General features: G+C 40.3%; 13 protein-coding genes and 1 pseudogene. 3 read left to right on the top strand and 11 right to left on the bottom strand.

From position 1 onward, the window contains the following. Positions 1-16: 16 nt before the first annotated feature. The 5 genes from V2H77_RS22775 to V2H77_RS22795 are packed head-to-tail and all read right to left on the bottom strand — an operon-like array spanning position 17 to position 5,737. Positions 17-961, bottom strand: a complete 945-nt coding sequence (locus tag V2H77_RS22775) for a sugar kinase (protein WP_341500588.1) — start codon at positions 959-961, stop codon at positions 17-19. Beyond that, entirely contained in the window at positions 958-2,382 is a 1,425-nt protein-coding gene (gene uxaC / locus V2H77_RS22780; RefSeq protein WP_341500589.1) for a glucuronate isomerase, read from the bottom strand. The genes V2H77_RS22775 and uxaC overlap by 4 nt, the downstream gene beginning before the upstream one ends. A gap of 22 nt (positions 2,383-2,404) precedes the next feature. After that, a complete protein-coding gene (locus tag V2H77_RS22785) occupies positions 2,405-3,862 on the bottom strand; it encodes a fructuronate reductase (RefSeq protein ID WP_341500590.1) in 1,458 nt (485 codons plus the stop codon). Between the two features lie 39 nt (positions 3,863-3,901). Beyond that, positions 3,902-5,203 carry a TRAP transporter large permease gene (locus V2H77_RS22790; RefSeq protein ID WP_341500591.1) on the bottom strand — a complete coding sequence of 434 codons (1,302 nt, stop codon included), beginning with the start codon at positions 5,201-5,203 and terminating at the stop codon, positions 3,902-3,904. A 27-nt stretch (positions 5,204-5,230) separates the two neighbouring features. Beyond that, positions 5,231-5,737 carry a TRAP transporter small permease gene (locus tag V2H77_RS22795; RefSeq protein WP_341500592.1) on the bottom strand — a complete coding sequence of 169 codons (507 nt, stop codon included), beginning with the start codon at positions 5,735-5,737 and terminating at the stop codon, positions 5,231-5,233. Between the two features lie 298 nt (positions 5,738-6,035). Between V2H77_RS22795 and V2H77_RS22800 the strand changes: the two are divergent. From V2H77_RS22800 to uxuA, 3 genes and pseudogenes are all read left to right on the top strand, one after another. Further along, a pseudogene (locus tag V2H77_RS22800) lies at positions 6,036-7,015 on the top strand (TRAP transporter substrate-binding protein). Between the two features lie 116 nt (positions 7,016-7,131). Further along, a complete protein-coding gene (locus V2H77_RS22805) occupies positions 7,132-7,893 on the top strand; it encodes an FCD domain-containing protein (RefSeq protein WP_341500593.1) in 762 nt (253 codons plus the stop codon). Between the two features lie 118 nt (positions 7,894-8,011). Next, complete coding sequence (gene uxuA, locus V2H77_RS22810; RefSeq protein ID WP_341500594.1) at positions 8,012-9,199, top strand: mannonate dehydratase; 1,188 nt, start codon at positions 8,012-8,014, stop codon at positions 9,197-9,199. 338 nt (positions 9,200-9,537) lie between these two features. Here uxuA and V2H77_RS22815 read toward each other — a convergent pair whose 3' ends face one another. From V2H77_RS22815 to V2H77_RS22840, 6 genes are all read right to left on the bottom strand, one after another. Beyond that, the gene (locus tag V2H77_RS22815) at positions 9,538-9,720 is read right to left on the bottom strand and encodes a hypothetical protein (RefSeq protein ID WP_341500595.1); all 183 of its coding nucleotides are present in this window, start codon (positions 9,718-9,720) and stop codon (positions 9,538-9,540) included. Then, positions 9,717-11,216, bottom strand: a complete 1,500-nt coding sequence (locus tag V2H77_RS22820; protein WP_341500596.1) for an anti-phage dCTP deaminase — start codon at positions 11,214-11,216, stop codon at positions 9,717-9,719. The genes V2H77_RS22815 and V2H77_RS22820 overlap by 4 nt, the downstream gene beginning before the upstream one ends. Before the next feature lie 487 nt (positions 11,217-11,703). Beyond that, positions 11,704-13,293 carry a serine hydrolase domain-containing protein gene (locus V2H77_RS22825; RefSeq protein WP_341500597.1) on the bottom strand — a complete coding sequence of 530 codons (1,590 nt, stop codon included), beginning with the start codon at positions 13,291-13,293 and terminating at the stop codon, positions 11,704-11,706. A gap of 306 nt (positions 13,294-13,599) precedes the next feature. Next, positions 13,600-15,192, bottom strand: coding sequence for a serine hydrolase domain-containing protein (locus tag V2H77_RS22830; protein WP_341500598.1), 1,593 nt, complete (start codon positions 15,190-15,192; stop codon positions 13,600-13,602). Between the two features lie 185 nt (positions 15,193-15,377). Next, on the bottom strand, positions 15,378-16,970 hold the full coding sequence (locus V2H77_RS22835) for a serine hydrolase domain-containing protein (RefSeq protein WP_341500599.1): 1,593 nt from the start codon (positions 16,968-16,970) through the stop codon (positions 15,378-15,380). A 288-nt stretch (positions 16,971-17,258) separates the two neighbouring features. Then, on the bottom strand, positions 17,259-18,851 hold the full coding sequence (locus V2H77_RS22840; RefSeq protein ID WP_341500600.1) for a serine hydrolase domain-containing protein: 1,593 nt from the start codon (positions 18,849-18,851) through the stop codon (positions 17,259-17,261). Between the last annotated feature and the right edge of the window lie 12 nt (positions 18,852-18,863).

Below are 18,863 nucleotides of genomic sequence, written 5' to 3' on the forward strand. Positions count from 1 at the left end.
GATTTTTCCCCTACTGTTAAAAGAAACTGTCAGTCACTGCTTTGGTGGCGCTAATTGGAATAATCGCCCCTTTATGCTGAATAACTGTACCAGCCAGACGATGCCCCATGATTGCCGCTTGTTGTATCGGGCAACCTGCTAAAAATCCTGCCAAAAACCCAGCATTAAAGGCGTCTCCCGCCGCCGTAGTATCGGCCACGTTAACAACCGGCGCCGTTGGGATCAGCTCAATTGGCGTGTTTTGTATCAAATGCTGATAATAACAACCAGTAGCCCCCGCTTTAACAATGGCTTCTTTAACTCCCGCTTGTTTAAGACGAATCATAGTTGCGGTAACCGATTTATCGCCCCACAGCTTGCATTCATCGTCATCTGTCACCAGTGCCAGCGAGGTAAAGGCGAGTAATTTCTGATAACAAACTTGGGTTTCTTCCACACTTTCCCACAATGCCGGACGGTAATTACTGTCGAAAACGATGATTTTTCCTTGCGCCGCCAGTTCAGCCAGCAAGTTTAGTAACTTTTCACGATCATCAACAGGCAAGATAGCCAAGCTGATGCCACTGAGATAAACAGCATCCATCTGCTGTAATGCTTGCATAACCGAAGAGAAATCAGGATGGCGCACCATATAACGAGCAGCGGAATCATTACGCCAGTACAGAAAGGTCCGTTCTCCCTGTTGATCAAGTTGAATCAAATACAATCCCGGTTGATGAGCCGGATCACGCAAAACCAGATGGGTATGAATACCCTCGTTTTGCCAACATCTAATCATTCCTTCACTAAGGGAATCCATGCCTAACGCAGTCACAAAATGAACGGCAATCTTTTGTTGGCTTGCTCGTGCTAAATAAACCGCGCTGTTCAGAGCATCGCCACCAAAAGTCTGATGCATGGTAGCGAAAGGGGCGCCATTAAGTTCAATCATACATTCACCAAGGAATGCAATCTGCTTCATAAATTTTCTCCCGGCAAGGCAAAATAACGGCGGGCGTTATTAAAGCAAATATCCTCAACCATCTGCCCTAACATGGCTTTGTTGTTAGGAATTTCGCCCTTTTCTGCCCATTGCCCTAACAAATTACACAGAATGCGACGAAAATATTCATGCCGCGTGTATGAAAGAAAGCTACGAGAATCGGTCAACATACCAACAAATTGGCTCAGCAGCCCAAGTTGGGAAAGTTGTTCAAGCTGACGCAACATGCCATCTTTCTGGTCATTGAACCACCAGCCTGAACCAAACTGCACTTTACCGGCGATACCCCCACCCTGAAAGTTACCGGCCATCGTTGCAATCACTTCGTTATCTCGAGGATTCAGGCAGTAAAGAATCGTTTTCGGCAACTCATTCGTCACATCCATACTGTCCAGCAAACGAGATAATGGCCAAGCGATATTGTTATCACCAATGGAATCAAAGCCGCTATCCGCGCCAAGTAAGCGGAACATACGAGTATTATTGTTGCGAGCAGCGCCGATATGCATTTGCATCACCCAACCACGAGCGGCATATTGCCGGCCAAGCCATACCAGCATCGCCGTAGTGTACTGCGCAATTTCAAGCTCAGAGAGAGTGCATCCTGCCAACCGTTTTTGCAGGATGCTATCTAATACCCCTTCATTAGGCACAGGAGCATAGCGCAGATTTTCTATGCCGTGATCAGCAACCCGGCAGCCATGAGCAGCAAAATGCTCAAGGCGACGCTCCAACGCGTTCAACACATCAGCAAAAGTAGCGATCGATACATCAGCCACGGCCTCAAGCTGTTTGATATAGTCAACGAACCCCACCAGCTCAATTTTAAATACCCGATCAGGACGCCAGCTTGGCAATACTTCAATATCGAAACTCTCATCTGTTGCGATTTGGCGGTGATATTGCAGAGAATCCACCGGATCATCCGTGGTTCCAACCATACGCACATTCATTTGCTGCATAATGCCACGAGCTGAAAATTCCGGTGTTGCCAGTTTTTCGTTGCATTGATGCCAGATTTCATCCGCGGTTTGCGGCCCAAACAATTTCCCGGTAATACCAAATGGACGACGTAATTCTAGATGTGTCCAGTGATAAAGCGGATTGCCTAATGTTAACGGCACTGTTTTTGCCCATGCCTGATATTTTTCATAATCGCAGGCTTGCTTACCTGTAATCAACGATTCATCAATACCCGCACAGCGCATAGCCCGCCATTTATAATGATCCCCTGCTAACCAAATCTGACCAAGGTTATCAAACTGGCGATTTTCAGCAATTTCTCGCGGATTAAGATGACAGTGATAATCATAAATCGGCATATCTGCGGCATGTTCATGATATAGCTGACGGGCAGTTTCATTGTTCAGAAGAAAATCTTCACACATAAAATTTTTCATATCTCTATTCCTGTCAGCCAAATCAAAGTGTCGCGACTGCGTGGCAGGCGCCGCAATCCAATAATAATTGATAAGCTTCGGTAACTGCCCGGACAAGATGCGGATCAGCTAATAATGGGTTGCCGAAAATTGCCAACAATGCAGGCACGACATCAATGGATAATCCATATTGCTGGTAAATAGACTTAAATTGCTCCACGAGCGGATCACGCACATCAATTAATTTGCCTTGTTCATCTTTACCACTGACATAACGCATCCATCCGGCGATACCCAAGGCCAAATGACGATAATCGCTGCCGTTTGCCAAATGATAAGTGACAGAATCAAACATACGCTGTGGCAGTTTCTGGCTGCCATCCATTGCTATCTGCCAGGTTTGATGCTTAAGGTTGGGGTTACTAAAACGCTCAATCAACAGATGAGCATACTGGAAGAGATCGGTTCCTGCCGGCATCGTCAAGGTTGGCGCTTGTTCTTTCAGCATCAGATTCAAGGCAGCTTGCCGGTAATCGGGGTTCGCCATAGCGTCAGCAATATGCGTATATCCCGCCAAATAGCCCAGATAAGCTAAGAATGAGTGGCTGCCGTTTAACATCCGCAATTTCATGGTTTCAAAAGGCATCACATCTTTAACGAACTGCGCCCCTGCCACATCCCAGTTTGGACGGCCATTGGCAAAGTTATCCTCAATCACCCACTGACGGAAAGGTTCACAGGTGATTGCGCAGGGATCGGATACACCTAACTGTTCGGCTATCTCCGCCAGCGATTCTGGCGTGGCCGCAGGCACAATACGGTCAACCATTGTGCATGGGAAAGTCACATTTTGTTCAATCCATTGCGCCAGTTTTTCATCACGTAAACGGGCAAAACCTACCACCGCTTCGCGGGCAACTTTGCCATTTTCTCTGACATTATCACAGGACATCACCGTCAATGGCGGCAAGTTACGTTCATAACGTAGACGGAGCGCCTCGACAATATAGCCAATAGCGGATGTTGGTTCGGTTGGGTTAGCTAAGTCCCGTTGAATTAACGCATTATTCACATCCAACTTGCCGCTGGTTGCATCAATGCAATACCCTTTCTCGGTAATCGTCAGAGAAATAATCGCCACTTGCGGTTGCGCTATGGTTTCCAGAATACCTTGCTGACCGACAAACTCAGGGTGCAAAGCACCAATCATAGCGCCGATAATTTTCAGCTCGGTTTTTTCTGTTCCTTTCTCCGCAATGGTACACAAGCAATCTTGCTCTTTAAGTTGTTGAATCAGCTTATGACCAGAAAACAAACTGACTTCACAAATTCCCCAGTCACTGCCTGTTTTTTCCAACATGTGATGAGTAAAAATAGCCTGATGTGCCCGGTGAAAAGCGCCGCATCCCAGATGAACAATGCGAGTAACCAATTTTTGGCGATCATAAGAAGGCAGAGAAATAGCAGGTTTGATTTTGCTGTTGGCTATATTACGGATCATAGAACAATTCCTGTTTAATGACGCGGATTACCTGAATAATTAGTAATTCAGTAACATCTGAGGCAACCACAAGCTCAGTTGCGGTATAAAGGTCACCAACATCAACGCGATAACCAAAGCGCAATACATAGGCACCAAAGGTTTCAATACCTTATCAATGCTGACTTCACCGATAGAGCAACCCACAAACAGCGCACTCCCTACCGGCGGTGTACAGATACCAATAGCCAGGTTGAAGGTCATAATGATACCGAAGTGGACAGGGTCAACGCCCATATTCTGCGCTACTGGCAGGAAAATCGGCGTAAAAATCAGAATCGCCGGGGTCATATCCATAAAAGTCCCGACTAGCAATAGAATGAGATTAATGACCAGCAGAATAACCAATGGGTTTTCAGATACTTCCATAAGCGCATCAGCAATCAAATAGGGCAGATCCGCATTCGCCATTGCCCAAGACATACCCATTGACGCACCAACCAGCAGCAAAACAATGGAAGTGGTCACCGCAGAATCGAGAATGATTTTTGGTAGTTTGGCGATACTGACTTCACGATAAATCAACACTGCCAACACAAAGCTGTATAACACAGCAATCGCCGAAGCTTCTGTGGCGGTAAAAATACCGGCAATGATCCCTCCCATAATAACCACAACCAGCATCAGAGAAGGCAATGCACGAATCAATGTGGTGAAAAACTCGCGCCATGTCGGCTTGGGCGATACCGGATAACCACGGCGTTTAGCAATGATTGCCGCCACCATCATCAAGGATACGCCCATCAAAATGCCGGGAATATAACCCGCCAAAAACAGCGCGGCAATTGATGTGCCGCCAGAAACCAGTGAGTAAACAATCAAGGTGTTACTTGGCGGGATCAACAAACCGGCAGGGCAGGAAGCAATGTTTACCGCCGCAGAATATTCCGGCTCATAACCCTCTTTTTTCTGCATTGGCGCCATCGTTCCGCCGACCGCCGCAGCCGATGCCACCGCTGAGCCCGAAATCGCACCGAAAAACATATTCGCCATAATATTGACGTGCACTAAAGAACCGGGCAAACGGCCGCCCATGACTTTCGCCAGATTAATTAGACGGGCTGCGATTCCCCCTTGATTCATAATATTTCCCGCCAGAATAAAGAACGGGATAGCGAGTAAAGAGAAGTTATCAACGCCGGCAGCCATACGCTGCGCAACCACGGTAATCGCCGCTTCCATTGGCAAAGTCATCATAATTGCCAATAATGATGACAAACCAATCGCAAAGGATACCGGTACCCCCAATGCCAGCAGCACGGCAAAACTACCGAACAACGCTAAAACCACTTGCCAATCCATAAGCCCATCCTCTTCTGACTGGTGACTTTAATGATTTTCAGAAATAACCACGTCTTTAGCTGAAAAATTCCGAATAAGAGCAACAATGTCTACCAGCACATAACAAATCATCAAAACACCGCTGATTGGCAGACATAAATAGACATATCCCATCGGTAGTCCTAGCGCGGGAGTGATTTGTCCGGTTTCAAGGGTTGAGATCACCAATATCGATCCGCCGTACACCAACACGATTGCAGCAAACAACGCAATCGCGGCTTGGATAACCAAACTCACACTATTTTTGCCTATTCCCTTAAGTTTCATCGTTAACAGGTCGATAGCTAAATGGCGATGTTGACCTGTGGTATATGCCGCGCCAATCATGGCAACCCACATAAACAGATAACGGGCGAGTTCATCCGTTACTGTACTCGGCGTACCAAACACATAACGGGAAACCACCTGCCATGTGACGCAAAACACCAAAAAAACGGAAAGGCTGACGGTAAAAAATGCCAAACCTTTATTGAGGCAATACACAAGGTTTTTCACGGGGCTTTATCCTTATTGGCCTCAACGGATACCCTATCTGGTCAACCAAATAGCGGAAAACTTTCAGACCAAAATCAGTAAAGGGAACTTTACGTTGCTTGGATTATAAGATCCAGGTCAAAAAAACATCCAGTGAGCGGGATCACAAACTGACTGGTTCACCAGTTGGCCCGATTATTTTGTGATATTGGTCAACCAAATTGCTTTTACTTTTTGACGAAATCCAAAGTGATGCTTATGGTTTGACCGTCAGTTCAGTTGTGCCCGTAACCTATTTACAACAATTGGAGAACGAACAATGAGCAATTCTAAGCGTATTTTATCTACTGTAATCGGTGCGATATTTGCCTTAGGCGCGTCACACGTTATGGCAGTAACCACATTAAAACTCAGCCATAACCATAACCGCGACCATGCAGTGCACAAGGCAATGACTCAGTTTGCGGATGAAGTTCGCCAAAAAACGAATGGCGATGTTCGTATTCGAATCTATCCAGACGCACAATTGGGAACCAACGGGAATCGATGGAACTGATGCAAAATGGCGCTTTGGATTTAGTTAAATCTAACGCCGCAGAATTGGAAGCTTTTTCGCCCGCTTATTCCGCTTTTAACTTACCTTATCTGTTCCGCGATAAAGCCCATTACGAAAAAATTAAAAACGGCGAAATTGGTAAAGAGATTCTGACATCCAGCAAAAACCGTGGCTTTATTGGCATAACCTACTATGAAGCAGGCGCTCGCAGCTTCTACGCCAAAAAACCTATCCGCACGCCTGAGGATCTAAAAGGTATGAAAATTCGGGTCCAGCCTAGCCCAACCGCCATTTCGATGGTGAAAAACTTAGGCGGTAACCCAACACCGCTGGCCTACGGCGAACTGTATACTGCTCTACAACAGGGTGTGGTAGATGCCGCAGAAAATAATATTCCCTCTTTTAGCCTGAGCCGTCACAGTGAAGTTGCTAGATATTTCTCACTGGATAAGCATACAATGGTGCCAGACGTCTTGGTTATTTCTAATAAATCGTTAAATAAGCTGTCATCAGAACAACAAAAAATTCTCATCAATGCTGCCATTAACTCCTCTCAATATATGACGAAATTGTGGGAAAAATCAGAAGAGAAAGAGCGTCAGAACGCAGAAAAAATTGGGGTCCAGTTTGTCGATGTTGATAAAAAATCGTTTGAAGAGGCTGTCAAACCGATGTACGACGACATAAAGAAAAACGACCCAACGCTTTACCGTATGGTAGAACGCATTCGCGCAGTCAGATAATCATCGGTGAAGGCCAAACGGCCTTCGCTTTTAAGCAGCATTTTGGTTGACCAACTTTTGTTTTTGACTATTATCTACACAATATCATCAATAATCATGACAACAATAGTGACACAATGAAGCATTTATTTGAGCCAAAACGTCCTTATCAAGAAGTCGGCATCTCGTTAAGAGAGATGATTGCCAACCAAAAATATCGTATCGGGGATCGCTTACCTCCAGAACGAGAACTTGCTGAATTATTAAAAGTTTCCAGAACGGTTGTGCGTGAAGCATTAATTATGCTCGAACTAGAAAACCTGATTGAAGTCCGCAAAGGTTCCGGCATCTATATTATTAACCGCCCTCACCTGCCGACTTCCTCTTCATGCTCCGTTAACGCAGCGGGACCTTTTGAGTTATTACAAGCCCGCCAATTACTGGAAAGTAATATTGCCGAATTTGCCGCCATGCAAGTGACGCCAAATAACATTGCTAATATGCGTCGGGCATTGCAAAAGGAATCCGAAGATTTGGCCTCCGGTGAAGATGAATCCGGTGACAGAGAATTCCATCTGGCGATTGCGGAAGCCACCCATAACAGTATGTTAGTTGAACTGCTTAAACAATCTTGGGCATGGCGGGAAAATAACCCCATGTGGCAGAAACTGCACACACGAATTACCGATAAAGATTATCGTAAAGAATGGCGGGATGATCATCAGATCATTTTATCCGCCATGATCAAGAAAGATCCGACGGCAGCCAAACAAGCCATGTGGCAACATTTGGAGAATGTGAAATTACGTTTGCTGGAATTATCTGATGTTGATGATCCCTATTTCGATGGTTATCTCTTTAATTCCTATCCCTACGAAATAGCAAAGAAACGTAATTAATTTACGGAATAATTAATAAATAAGTTTTTATATCCTGTTGTTCTGGTGAATATTGTTCTAGTGACTATTATTCTGGTGACTGTTTTTCATTCTGGCGTTTGCACAAAGGTAAATAACAATGGAACAAACCTGGCGTTGGTTCGGCCCAAATGATCCTGTTTCTTTAGATGATATCCGTCAGGCTGGCGCAACCGGCATCGTTACCGCATTACACCATATTCCTAACGGACATGTTTGGAACAAAGACGAAATCCTGGCCCGTAAAACCCTCATCGAAAATAAAGGGCTTATCTGGTCAGTTGTGGAAAGTGTGCCCGTCCATGAAGAAATTAAAACCCAGACCGGTCACTATCAGCAATGGATTAATAACTACAAAACTTCACTGAAAAACTTGGCGGAATGTGGCATTGATACCGTCTGCTATAACTTTATGCCTGTGCTGGACTGGACACGCACCGATCTTGAATACACACTCCCCGATGGTTCTAAAGCCCTGCGTTTTGATCAAATTGCCTTTGCCGCATTTGAAATCTATATCCTTAAACGTCCAAGTGCAGAAGCTGATTACACTGTCGAAGAACAAGCTCAGGCAAAAATCTATTACGACAACATGTCTGCTGCTGATATTAAGAAACTCACCACTAATATCATTGCCGGTCTGCCGGGGGCCGAAGAGGGCTATACGTTAGCAGAATTTCAGGCGCAATTAGATCGCTACAAAGATATTACCCGCGATAAACTGCGTGAACATTTGGCTTATTTCCTACACCAGATTGTTCCTGTATGTGAAGAATATGGTTTACGTCTGGCAATACACCCGGATGATCCGCCGCGTCCTATTTTGGGCTTACCACGTATTATTTCCACTATTGAAGATATTGAATGGCTAACAACCATTGAACCAAACCCGATTAATGGCATTACCATGTGTACCGGCTCCTATGGCGTCCGTGGGGATAATGATTTGGTCGAGATGATTAAACGCTATGGCAACCGAATCTATTTCACTCACCTACGTTCCACCCAACGGGAAGAAAACAGTAAAACTTTCCATGAAGCCGCTCATCTGGCAGGCGATGTGGATATGTATAACGTAGTGATGGAAATCCTGCGTGAAGAATATCGCCGCAAGGCGGCTGGAGATAATCGTTTGATTCCAATGCGCCCTGATCACGGCCATCAAATAATTGATGACCTGAAAAAACAGACTAATCCCGGCTATTCCTGTATTGGTCGATTAAAAGGTTTGGCAGAAATTCGCGGTCTGGAATTAGGTTTAAGGCGAGCGTTTTTTGAAAATAAATAATGGGTTTGAATAATTAACTGTATTTATTAGTAACCCTATAAAGGGTTACTTTATTTATATGGAGTTACATTAAAGTAATTGACTACAACTTTATACCCGTTATCTTTCAAGTTGCCTCTTTATTGGCTGCACTCACTCACCCCGGTCACATAGTTATCTATGCTCCCGGGGATTCGCTCCCTTGCCGTCACGATGCATATTGAAATCCATTGGGTATATATACAGGCTCATTTTAAGCTAAAATTTTAATTTATTATTTTAGTTGATTTATTAATATATAAATTTGGAGTGAAAAAAATTCTTATCGGGCCACATATTTTCCAATAGATAATAATAGGTTATGCCAACTTATTTTCAGCTTCATCTGTCGTATAACCCTCAGGATTAGGAGCAATATTATCTCTACGGAACATATACGGGTTACGAGGAGTCCTCAGTCCAACTTTTTTCCAATCTGGCCATTGCTCAACTATTTTTTTCATTTCGGCTACATAAGCTAAAAACTCTTCTTTCTCAGTCATTTTTTTAACTCCTCTATTAAGTTATCCACGTTAATTAATGATTGCGCCTCTCTTTCCATATAGGATAATGGTAGCATCTGCATTCTGAGTTTTCCATTTTTTCTATGCCATTTAACAGCCTTACCATCTTGGTCTTTCCTCTTAATTTTATAACCTACCCCTAAATTTGTAGAGAACAAATTGAAGAAACATCGAGGTCCAACACCCACAAATGGTTCAAAAATCACTTTACTATTAGAAATCTCTTCTTCAGGTATTGAAATAGAATCAGGGTGAAAATCAAAAGCTTTACTTTTAGGATAAGGCTCAATATACACAACTCGTTTTATACCACTAGCAACGATATGTTTTGCGCAATTATGACAAGGGAATGTAGTACAATATAATATCCCATTATGAGTGCTAATATTACTTCTTGCACATGCTAAGATTGCCTCCATTTCAGCATGAACAACTCTGCCATATTCGGTAATATCCTTTATCTTGCTTTGTAGGAGATACTCCTTAAATACTTCCTTTTGTTCATCTAAAATATCTTTAAGTATATCTTCAATAATTAATCTTTTCTGTTTCGTGTTTGAATCTTCGCCTATTTTATAATCTCTACCATTTTCAGCATCTTCGATTACATCTCCCACATAATCAGGCCAATATAATCCCCCGCCGAATCGTGGCACATCATTAGCTCCAGTTGAGATTATGTTCTTATCTTTCGTTAATACAGCACCAACTTGACGGGAAAGATCTCCAGATCGTAACGAAGCAGAAAAAGCCATAAACATAGCATACTCGTCAAAGGTTGGAGTAACATATGGATTACCAAAAATAAGATCTAATATTCTCCATATATTATTGTCGGTCCTATTTTTATTTCCATCATAACTTACAAAAAAATCAGATAACTCATAAGTATCTCTGGTACGCTGCCCCCATTTATTTCCCTCGTTAGAATCACGATTAATTAACTCTTTAACTTTTACTTCATCAATACACTTATCGACGGTAAGATTTTTTATCCTATGAGACTCATTCGTATATACACCTATCAGAAAAAATCCATTTGCATAAATATCCCTTAACGCATTGACTTCATCCGGATGTTTAAGAGAATTTATAATATATGCTTTCCTGACCGATGGTATTGGTAAAGCATTTTTCTTTCCTCTTCCTTTATTTATCTTTGCTGCCGCAGCTAATGCCAATATAGAATTATCCTGACTAATCTCCCGTAAGTAATTACCTTCTGACATTAATCGACTTATTTTTTCATAATTATCCTTTGTTGAGGGAATATCTCTTAATACTGAAATGATTTCAGAAGATATTCTTACTTCCTGTACATCATACCTGAACGCATTAAGTTTCTGTGTCATAGAATCTTTAATTATTTCCAGATCCGTTCCTACGGCACCGACTAACCCAATAACGACCTCAGAATCAAAATCACAAGATATCTGATCATTCCCAGATAGATATATTTTATTTATAGTAACCATGTTAAATATTTATGCCTATTATCGTTCTGCTCTATTTAAAATAGCCGTTAATTACATTTATAAAAATGGACAATAACATTCAAACAAATATAATTTCGTAGCTAAATATAGATTTTTCATTTACTATACACTGTACATTCTGATTTAAACTATTCTTCTAACACTAGGTTAGGAAATATGAGCTAACATCACATAATTTACCCTTTTCCATAAATTTACCTCCCTTCTATTATAATAAAAACTAAATTGTATCTCTAATTAGAGGGAAAGTGTATCCTTAACCTATCAAGGACGATGAGAATATAATCCAAAAACAATCTATTAAGCAATTAAAATATCAAAATCATATCGAACAGGCAGAATATCGTCATAATAGTTCTGCCTGTAAATAAATAGATTAGATAGAAAATATCTTTATGATCTCAATCTAATCTTCTCATCCTTGCAGAAAAACACCACTCTTAACTTATATTTACAACCCTATCAATTAAACCGGAATAAATTCTATCTTCCAGCAACGTGAATCATTGAGATAGAGGCGAGGTTTATCCGTATCAGAATTCCATTCGAAATCAACAATAAGTTGAGTACTGGGATGGAAATAACTATTCTCGTAAACCCACTGTAAGACCTCTTTTTCTCCTGGCAAGATAACCGCTTCAATATAAAGATCATGATTAAATGCTTCAATATTGACAATTGATTCTGTTTCGTGATTATAATAGCGACCTGATAATCGCTTAATATCAATATCACCTTTATCAGTCATTTTTTTCAAATAATAAACATTACCATTTTCATCAATCTGCTCCAATGCGATAACACTGCCATTTTCAATGACAGGTCTGAATCGAATTTCTCCTCCCTTCTCTTGGAATGTTCCATCAGCGTTAAAAATAATCGGATTACCTTTCTCGAATAAATTACCTAATAAATAGCAATCTTCCTTGGTAATAATATAGGGATAGGGATCTGCCCCTTTGAACATACCAGTGATATCAATATTACTGGTTAGGCAATGCTCTGGCTCAGTCATATCAGTATTAAATAATACATTAAGACATTGATTAGTAAATTCAACGGTATTAATACCTGTTGCAACAGTAATTGCGATACCTAATTTAACATCAGGTAAAATACAAACTTCAGCTTTAAAACCACCATAGGAACCATCGTGCCGTATTATCTTTTGCCCTTCACGTTGGCTAAGCATCAAACCGTAAGCATAATTGTTACGATTGCCATTGGTTAAATTCGGTGTACGGGACAATTGCGGCAACATATCCCGAACAATTGATGGTGAATAAAACGCTTTCATCCAGCGACATAAATCACTGACTGTAGAACGCAGCCCCGCACTCCCTATAGTTGAATCGTTGTGATCCGATCTTATCCATTGATTTGCATCTTCGTTATAGACATAACCTATCGCCCGGTCAGAGATAACTTCAGTCACATCATCATAGAAAGAGGTATTATTCATCTTTAATGGAATAAAAATATTTTCTTTCGCATATTCTCTTAACGATTTACCTGAAACCACTTTGATAATGTCCGCCAACAAATTATAACCCGTATTGGTATAGCTAAAATATCCTCCAGGAGTAAAATTAAGCTTTTGTTGCCGTTGAATCAGTTTTCTCAATAAATCTATATTGCGGTAGTCAAAATCTGAGTTTTTACCTGCCAAGCCATAAGGAACATATTTATCCCGTAACCCACTGGTATGATGAATAAGATGCTCAATGGTAATACCAGAGAAATGTGCCGGGAAATAATCCACATATTTTTCAACTTTATCCTTGACGTTGAGCTTTCCTTCTTTTTCCAGCAAAGCAATACAAAAAGCGGTGAACTGTTTTGAGACACTCGCCATATAGAATTTCGTATTTGGGGTTACAGCAGCAGAATGTTCAATGCTGGCTTGCCCGATATAGCGCTTATAAATGGTCTCATTTCCGTGGGTAACAGCAACCGCGAGAGCACCGCCATTTTTCTTATTTTCAATATTAACTAATTCATCTATTTTCTTGAGAAGCAACTTAATTTTATTTGTAGATATAGTAGATTCCATCATTAATTTCCTTATTTTAAGGTTATAAAACAGAATATATATATACGACCTGATAGCAATACATATACGGGCAATACTGTAAGACGTAAACAGGAAATATCCAAGTGATAATGGTTATCATTTAATATACGAAGGGCAATATAAAGTGACTACGGGAGCTAATGTTTGCAAAAACAGACAGAACATAAATATAATCGTTCTGCCTGGAACAAAGTATATCTAATAAGAAATATCTTTAGGTCCTCAATAGTATTAATCCCATCCGGCTATAACAACGCTATTCTTTATTCTGATTTATCACTTCATAAATTAAACTGCGACAAACTCTACCCTCCAGCAACCCCCATCATTGATATAAAGATGAGGTTTATTCGTATCAGAGTCCAATTCAAAATCGATAATAAATTCAGTGCCCGGGGAGAAATAACTATTACCGTAAACCCGCCGTAAAACATCTTTGTTCCCAGGGTAAGTAATCCCATCAATATAAATTCCATCGCCAGAAACAGAAATAGTTATCGTTGATTCTATTTCATAACTATAATAATTACCTGACAATATCTGAATATCGATAACACCGTCATCAATCATCTTTTTAAAATAAAAAATATTGTCATTTTCATCAATCTGTTCCAGTGCGATAACACTGTCATTTTCAATGATCGGTTTGAATCGGGTTTTACTTCCTTGCTGTTGGAATGAACCATCAGGGTTAAAAGTAATCGAGTCGCCTTTCCCGAATAAATTACCCAATAAATAGCAATCTTCCTTAGTAATAATATAAGGATAAGGTTCTGCCCCTCGGAAAATACCGGTAATATCGATATCACCGGTTAGACAATGTGGTTTTTCCGGTTCAATTATATTCGTGTTAAACAACACATCAAGACACTGTTCAATCCATTGAACGACATTAGTATTTATTGCAGAGGTAATAGCGACACCTAATTTAGCATCCGGTAAAATACAAACATCAGATTTAAAACCAGCATAGGAACCATCATGTTGTATTATTTTTTGCCCTTCTCGTTGGCTGATAATCAAGCCGTAAGCATAGTTATTGCGATTGCCATTGGTTAAATCTGGTGTACGAGATAATTGAGACAACAGTTCCTGAACAATGGATGGTGAATAAAATGCTCTGATCCAGCGACATAAATCATTCACCGTAGAATAAACCCCTGTACCACCTACCAAGGAACCATTGAGATCATACCTTGCCCACCGGTGCGGTTTCTCGTTATAAGTGTAACCCATCGCCCGATCAGAAATAATCTCGGTGACATCATCATAGAAAGCAGTATCTTTCATCTTTAATGGGGCAAAAATATTTTCTTCTGCATATTCTCTCAATGATTTACCTGAAACCACACTGACTATTTCCGCCAGCAAATGATAGCCCGTATTGCTATAAACATAATATTCACCAGGTGTAAAATTAAGTGCTCGTTGCCGCTGCATCAGTTTTCTTATTAAATCAATATGATGGCAATCAAAACGCGAGTTTTTACCTGCCAGGCGATAAAGTAAAGATTCATCACGTAATCCACTAGTATGATGAATAAGATGTTCAATCGTAATATCAGAAAATTCTACGGGGAAATAATCCAAATATTGCCCAACTTTATCTTTCACACTGAGCTTTCCTTCTTTCTCCAATAACGCAATGCAAAAAGCCGTGAATTGCTTTGAAACACTCGCCAAATAGAATTTAGTATTAGACTGTATAGCAACAGCATGTTCAATATTAGCCTTTCCTATATGGCGCTGGTAAATGGTTTTATTACCGTGGGTCACAGCAACAGCAAGAGCGCCACCCTTTTTCTTATTTTCAACATCAACTAAATTGTCTATTTTCTTGATAAGCAAATTAATATTATCTTTAGATATCGTCGATTTCATTATTATTTTCCTTATTTAATTTTATACAAATAGATATATAAAGTCAGCCCTGTAAGGCAGAACATGAATATGGACGTTCTGCCTAGAAAAAGTCCGTCTGGTAGAAAATATCTCGGGGATCTCAATAGAATCCGCCATCCCGCTAGAACAACACTGTTATCAATGTGTGTTTATTGCCATCTCAATCAAAACGCGACAAATTCTATATTCCAGCAACGACCATTACTGAGATAAAGGTAAGGTTTATTCGTGTCAGGGTCCAATTCAAAATCAATAATAAGCTCTGTGCTAGGAGAAAAATAACTATTCCCATAAACCCGATGTAAGACTTCTTTTCTTTCAGGAGAGATAATTGCATCGATATAAAGCACATCACCAGAGGCTGCAACAGTGAGCACAGCTTCTGTTTCGTGGTTATAATAATATCCTAACAGTAGCTGAATATCGGTACCACCATCGTCAATCATCTTATCTAAATAAAAAATGTTGCCATTTTCATTAATTTTCTCCAATGCAATAACACTGTCATTTTCAATAACAGGTCTGAACCGAATTTTCCCATCCTCCTCTTGGAATGTTCCATCTGCATTAAAGATAATCGGGTTACCTTTCTCGAATAAATTACCTAATAAATAGCAATCTTCTTTAGTAATAATATAAGGATAAGGTTCTATTCCTTTGAAAATACCCGTAATATCAATATCACTAGTCTGACAAGGCTGTTTTTCTAGTTTAATACCATTGGAATTAAACAATACATCAATACATTGTCGAACAAACTTGGAGGCATTAGTATTCATTGCGGAAGTAACAGCAATACCTAATTCAGCATCAGGCAAAATACAAACTTCTGATTTAAAGCCGCCATAGCCACCATCATGTCGTATTATCTTTTGCCCTTCACGTTGGCTAATCGCAAAACCATAAGCATAATCGTTACGATTGCCATTAGTTAAATCTGGCGTGCGAGATAATTGAGGCAATAGATCCTGAACAATCGATGGCGAATAAAACGCTCTCATCCAGCGACACAAATCATTCACTGTAGAATACAGGCCCGAACCTCCTACCACCGCATCATTGAGATCTTCTCTCATCCATCGGTTCGAGTCCTCGTTATAGGAGTACCCCATTGCCCGGTCAAAAATAATCTCGGTAACATCATCATAGAAAAAGGTATCTTTCATCTTTAATGGGACGAAAACATTTTCTTCTGCATATTTTCTCAGCGACTGACCTGAAATCACTCTGACTATTTCCGCCAGTAAATTATAGCCGGTGTTGCTATAGAGATAATATTCTCCAGGCGTAAAATTCAGCGCTTGTTGCCGTTGCGTCAGTTTTCTCACCAAATCAATATGACGGTGGTCAAAGCCTGAATTTTTACCTGCCAGGCTATAAAGTAAAAATTGATCACGTAATCCACTGGTATGGTGAATAAGATGCTCAATAGTAATATCAGAGAATTCTGCGGGGAAATAATCTAAATATTGTCCAACTTTATCCTTAACGCTGAGCTTTCCTTCTTTCTCTAATAAGGCTATGCAAAAAGCCGTGAATTGTTTTGAGACACTTGCCAAATAGAATTTAGTATTAGGTTGTATAGCAACAGCGTGTTCAATATTGGCTTTTCCGATATAGCGCTGATAAATCGTTTTATTGCCGTGGATAACAGCAACAGCGAGAGCGCCACCCTTTTTTTTCCTTTCAATATTAACCAGTTTGTCTATTTTCTTGAGAAATAATTCAATTTTATCAGTAGATATCTTTGATTCCATCACTAATTTCCTTATTTTAAGGTTATAAAACAGAACATATATATATGGACAATACTGTAAGACGTAAACAGGAAACATCCAAGTGATAATGGTTATCATTTAATATATGAAGGACAATATAAAGTAATTACAGGAGCTGATATTTGCAAAAAACAGACAGAACATAAATATAGTAGTTCTGCCTGGAAAAAAGTGCATCTAATAGGGAATATCTTTAGGACCTTAATAGCATTAATTTCATCCTGCTATAATCATGCCATTCTTCATTCTGACTTATCACTTTATAAATTAAACTGCAACGAATTCTATCTTCCAACAACGTGAATTACTGATATAGAAATGAGGTTTATTGGTATCAGGATCTAATTCAAAATCAATAATCACATCAGTACTGGGCGATAAATAACTATTCCCATAAATCCGCCGTAAGGCTTCCTTTTTACCCGGATATACAACCCCATCAAAACCAATCCCATCGCCAGAAGCGAAAACCGTAATCGTTGCTTCTGTTTCATGACTATAATAACGCCCTGACAATCGCTGAATATCGATACCCCCGTTATCAACCCTCTTTTTGAAATAAAAAACATTGCTATTTTCATCAATCTGTTTCAATGCAATAACAGTGTCATTTTCAATGATAGGTCTGAACCGGATTTTACCGCCTTTCTCTTGGAATGTACCATCAGCGTTAAAAATAATCGGATTACCTTTTTCGAATACATTACCTAACAAATAAGTCTCTTCCTTGGTAATAATATAAGGATAAGGCTCTGCTCCTCGGAAAATACCGGTAATATCGATATCACTGGTTAGGCAATGCGGTTCTTCTGGCTTAATCTCAGTGTTAAACAAAATATCAATATGCCGCTCCACCCATTCAGTAACCTCAGCACCTGTTGCCGCGGTAATCGCGATACCAAATTTAGCATCCGGTAAAACACAAACATGAGATTTAAAACCGGTATAGGAGCCACCGTGTTGTATTATCTTTTGTCCTTCTCGTTGGCTGATCATCAAACCGTAAGCATAGTTATTGTGATTGCCATTGGTTAAATCTGGTGTACGAGATAATTGAGGCAACAAATCTTGAACAATGGAGGGTGAATAAAATGCTCTGATCCACCGACACAAATCATTCATCGTAGAATAAAGCCCTGCGCCACCAACTGCCACATCGTTGAGATCATCTCTTACCCACTGGCGCAACTCCTCGTTATAAGCGTAACCCATTGCCCGATCAGGAATAATCTCGGTTATATCATCATAGAAAAAGGTATCTTTCATCTTTAATGGGACAAAAACTTTTTCTTCTGCATATTCTTTTAACGATTTACCTGAAACCACTCTGACTATTTCTGCCAGCAAATAATAACCTGTATTGTTATAAAGATAATATTCCCCTGGCGTAAAGTTAAGTACTTGTTGCCGTTGGGTCAGTTTTCTCACCAAATCAATATGGCGGTGGTCAAAGTCTGAATGTTTACCCGCCAGGCTATAAAGTACAAATGCATCCCGTAATCCACTGGTATGGTGAATAAGATGCTCAATGGTAATATCAGAGAATTCTGCGGGGAAATAATCCAAATATTGTCCAACTTTATCCTTGACGCAAAGCTTCCCTGCTTTTTCTAGCAAAGCAATACAAAAAGCCGCGAATTGTTTTGAAACACTCGCCAAATAGAATTTGGTATTAGGTTTTACCGCCACAGCATGTTCAATGCTAGCTTGTCCAATATGACGCTGATAAATAATTTTATTGCCGTGGATAACCGCAACAGCAAATGCGCCTCCTTTTTTTTTATTCTCAACATTAACTAATTCATCTACTTTCTTGAGAAACAACTTAATCTTATCTGTAGATATAGTAAATTCCATCATTAACCTCCTTAT

This window comes from Photorhabdus sp. P32, from assembly GCF_038085095.1.
GTDB lineage: Bacteria > Pseudomonadota > Gammaproteobacteria > Enterobacterales > Enterobacteriaceae > Photorhabdus > Photorhabdus luminescens.

Bases quoted from the DNA above. Each gene is read 5' to 3' on its own strand.
- V2H77_RS22775 (WP_341500588.1), bottom strand. From the start codon at position 961: ATGAAGCAGATTGCATTCCTTGGTGAATGTATGATTGAACTTAATGGC.
- uxaC (WP_341500589.1), bottom strand. From the start codon at position 2,382: ATGAAAAATTTTATGTGTGAAGATTTTCTTCTGAACAATGAAACTGCC.
- V2H77_RS22785 (WP_341500590.1), bottom strand. From the start codon at position 3,862: ATGATCCGTAATATAGCCAACAGCAAAATCAAACCTGCTATTTCTCTG.
- V2H77_RS22790 (WP_341500591.1), bottom strand. From the start codon at position 5,203: ATGGATTGGCAAGTGGTTTTAGCGTTGTTCGGTAGTTTTGCCGTGCTG.
- V2H77_RS22805 (WP_341500593.1), top strand. From the start codon at position 7,132: ATGAAGCATTTATTTGAGCCAAAACGTCCTTATCAAGAAGTCGGCATC.
- uxuA (WP_341500594.1), top strand. From the start codon at position 8,012: ATGGAACAAACCTGGCGTTGGTTCGGCCCAAATGATCCTGTTTCTTTA.
- V2H77_RS22815 (WP_341500595.1), bottom strand. From the start codon at position 9,720: ATGACTGAGAAAGAAGAGTTTTTAGCTTATGTAGCCGAAATGAAAAAA.
- V2H77_RS22820 (WP_341500596.1), bottom strand. From the start codon at position 11,216: ATGGTTACTATAAATAAAATATATCTATCTGGGAATGATCAGATATCT.
- V2H77_RS22825 (WP_341500597.1), bottom strand. From the start codon at position 13,293: ATGATGGAATCTACTATATCTACAAATAAAATTAAGTTGCTTCTCAAG.
- V2H77_RS22830 (WP_341500598.1), bottom strand. From the start codon at position 15,192: ATGAAATCGACGATATCTAAAGATAATATTAATTTGCTTATCAAGAAA.
- V2H77_RS22835 (WP_341500599.1), bottom strand. From the start codon at position 16,970: ATGGAATCAAAGATATCTACTGATAAAATTGAATTATTTCTCAAGAAA.
- V2H77_RS22840 (WP_341500600.1), bottom strand. From the start codon at position 18,851: ATGATGGAATTTACTATATCTACAGATAAGATTAAGTTGTTTCTCAAG.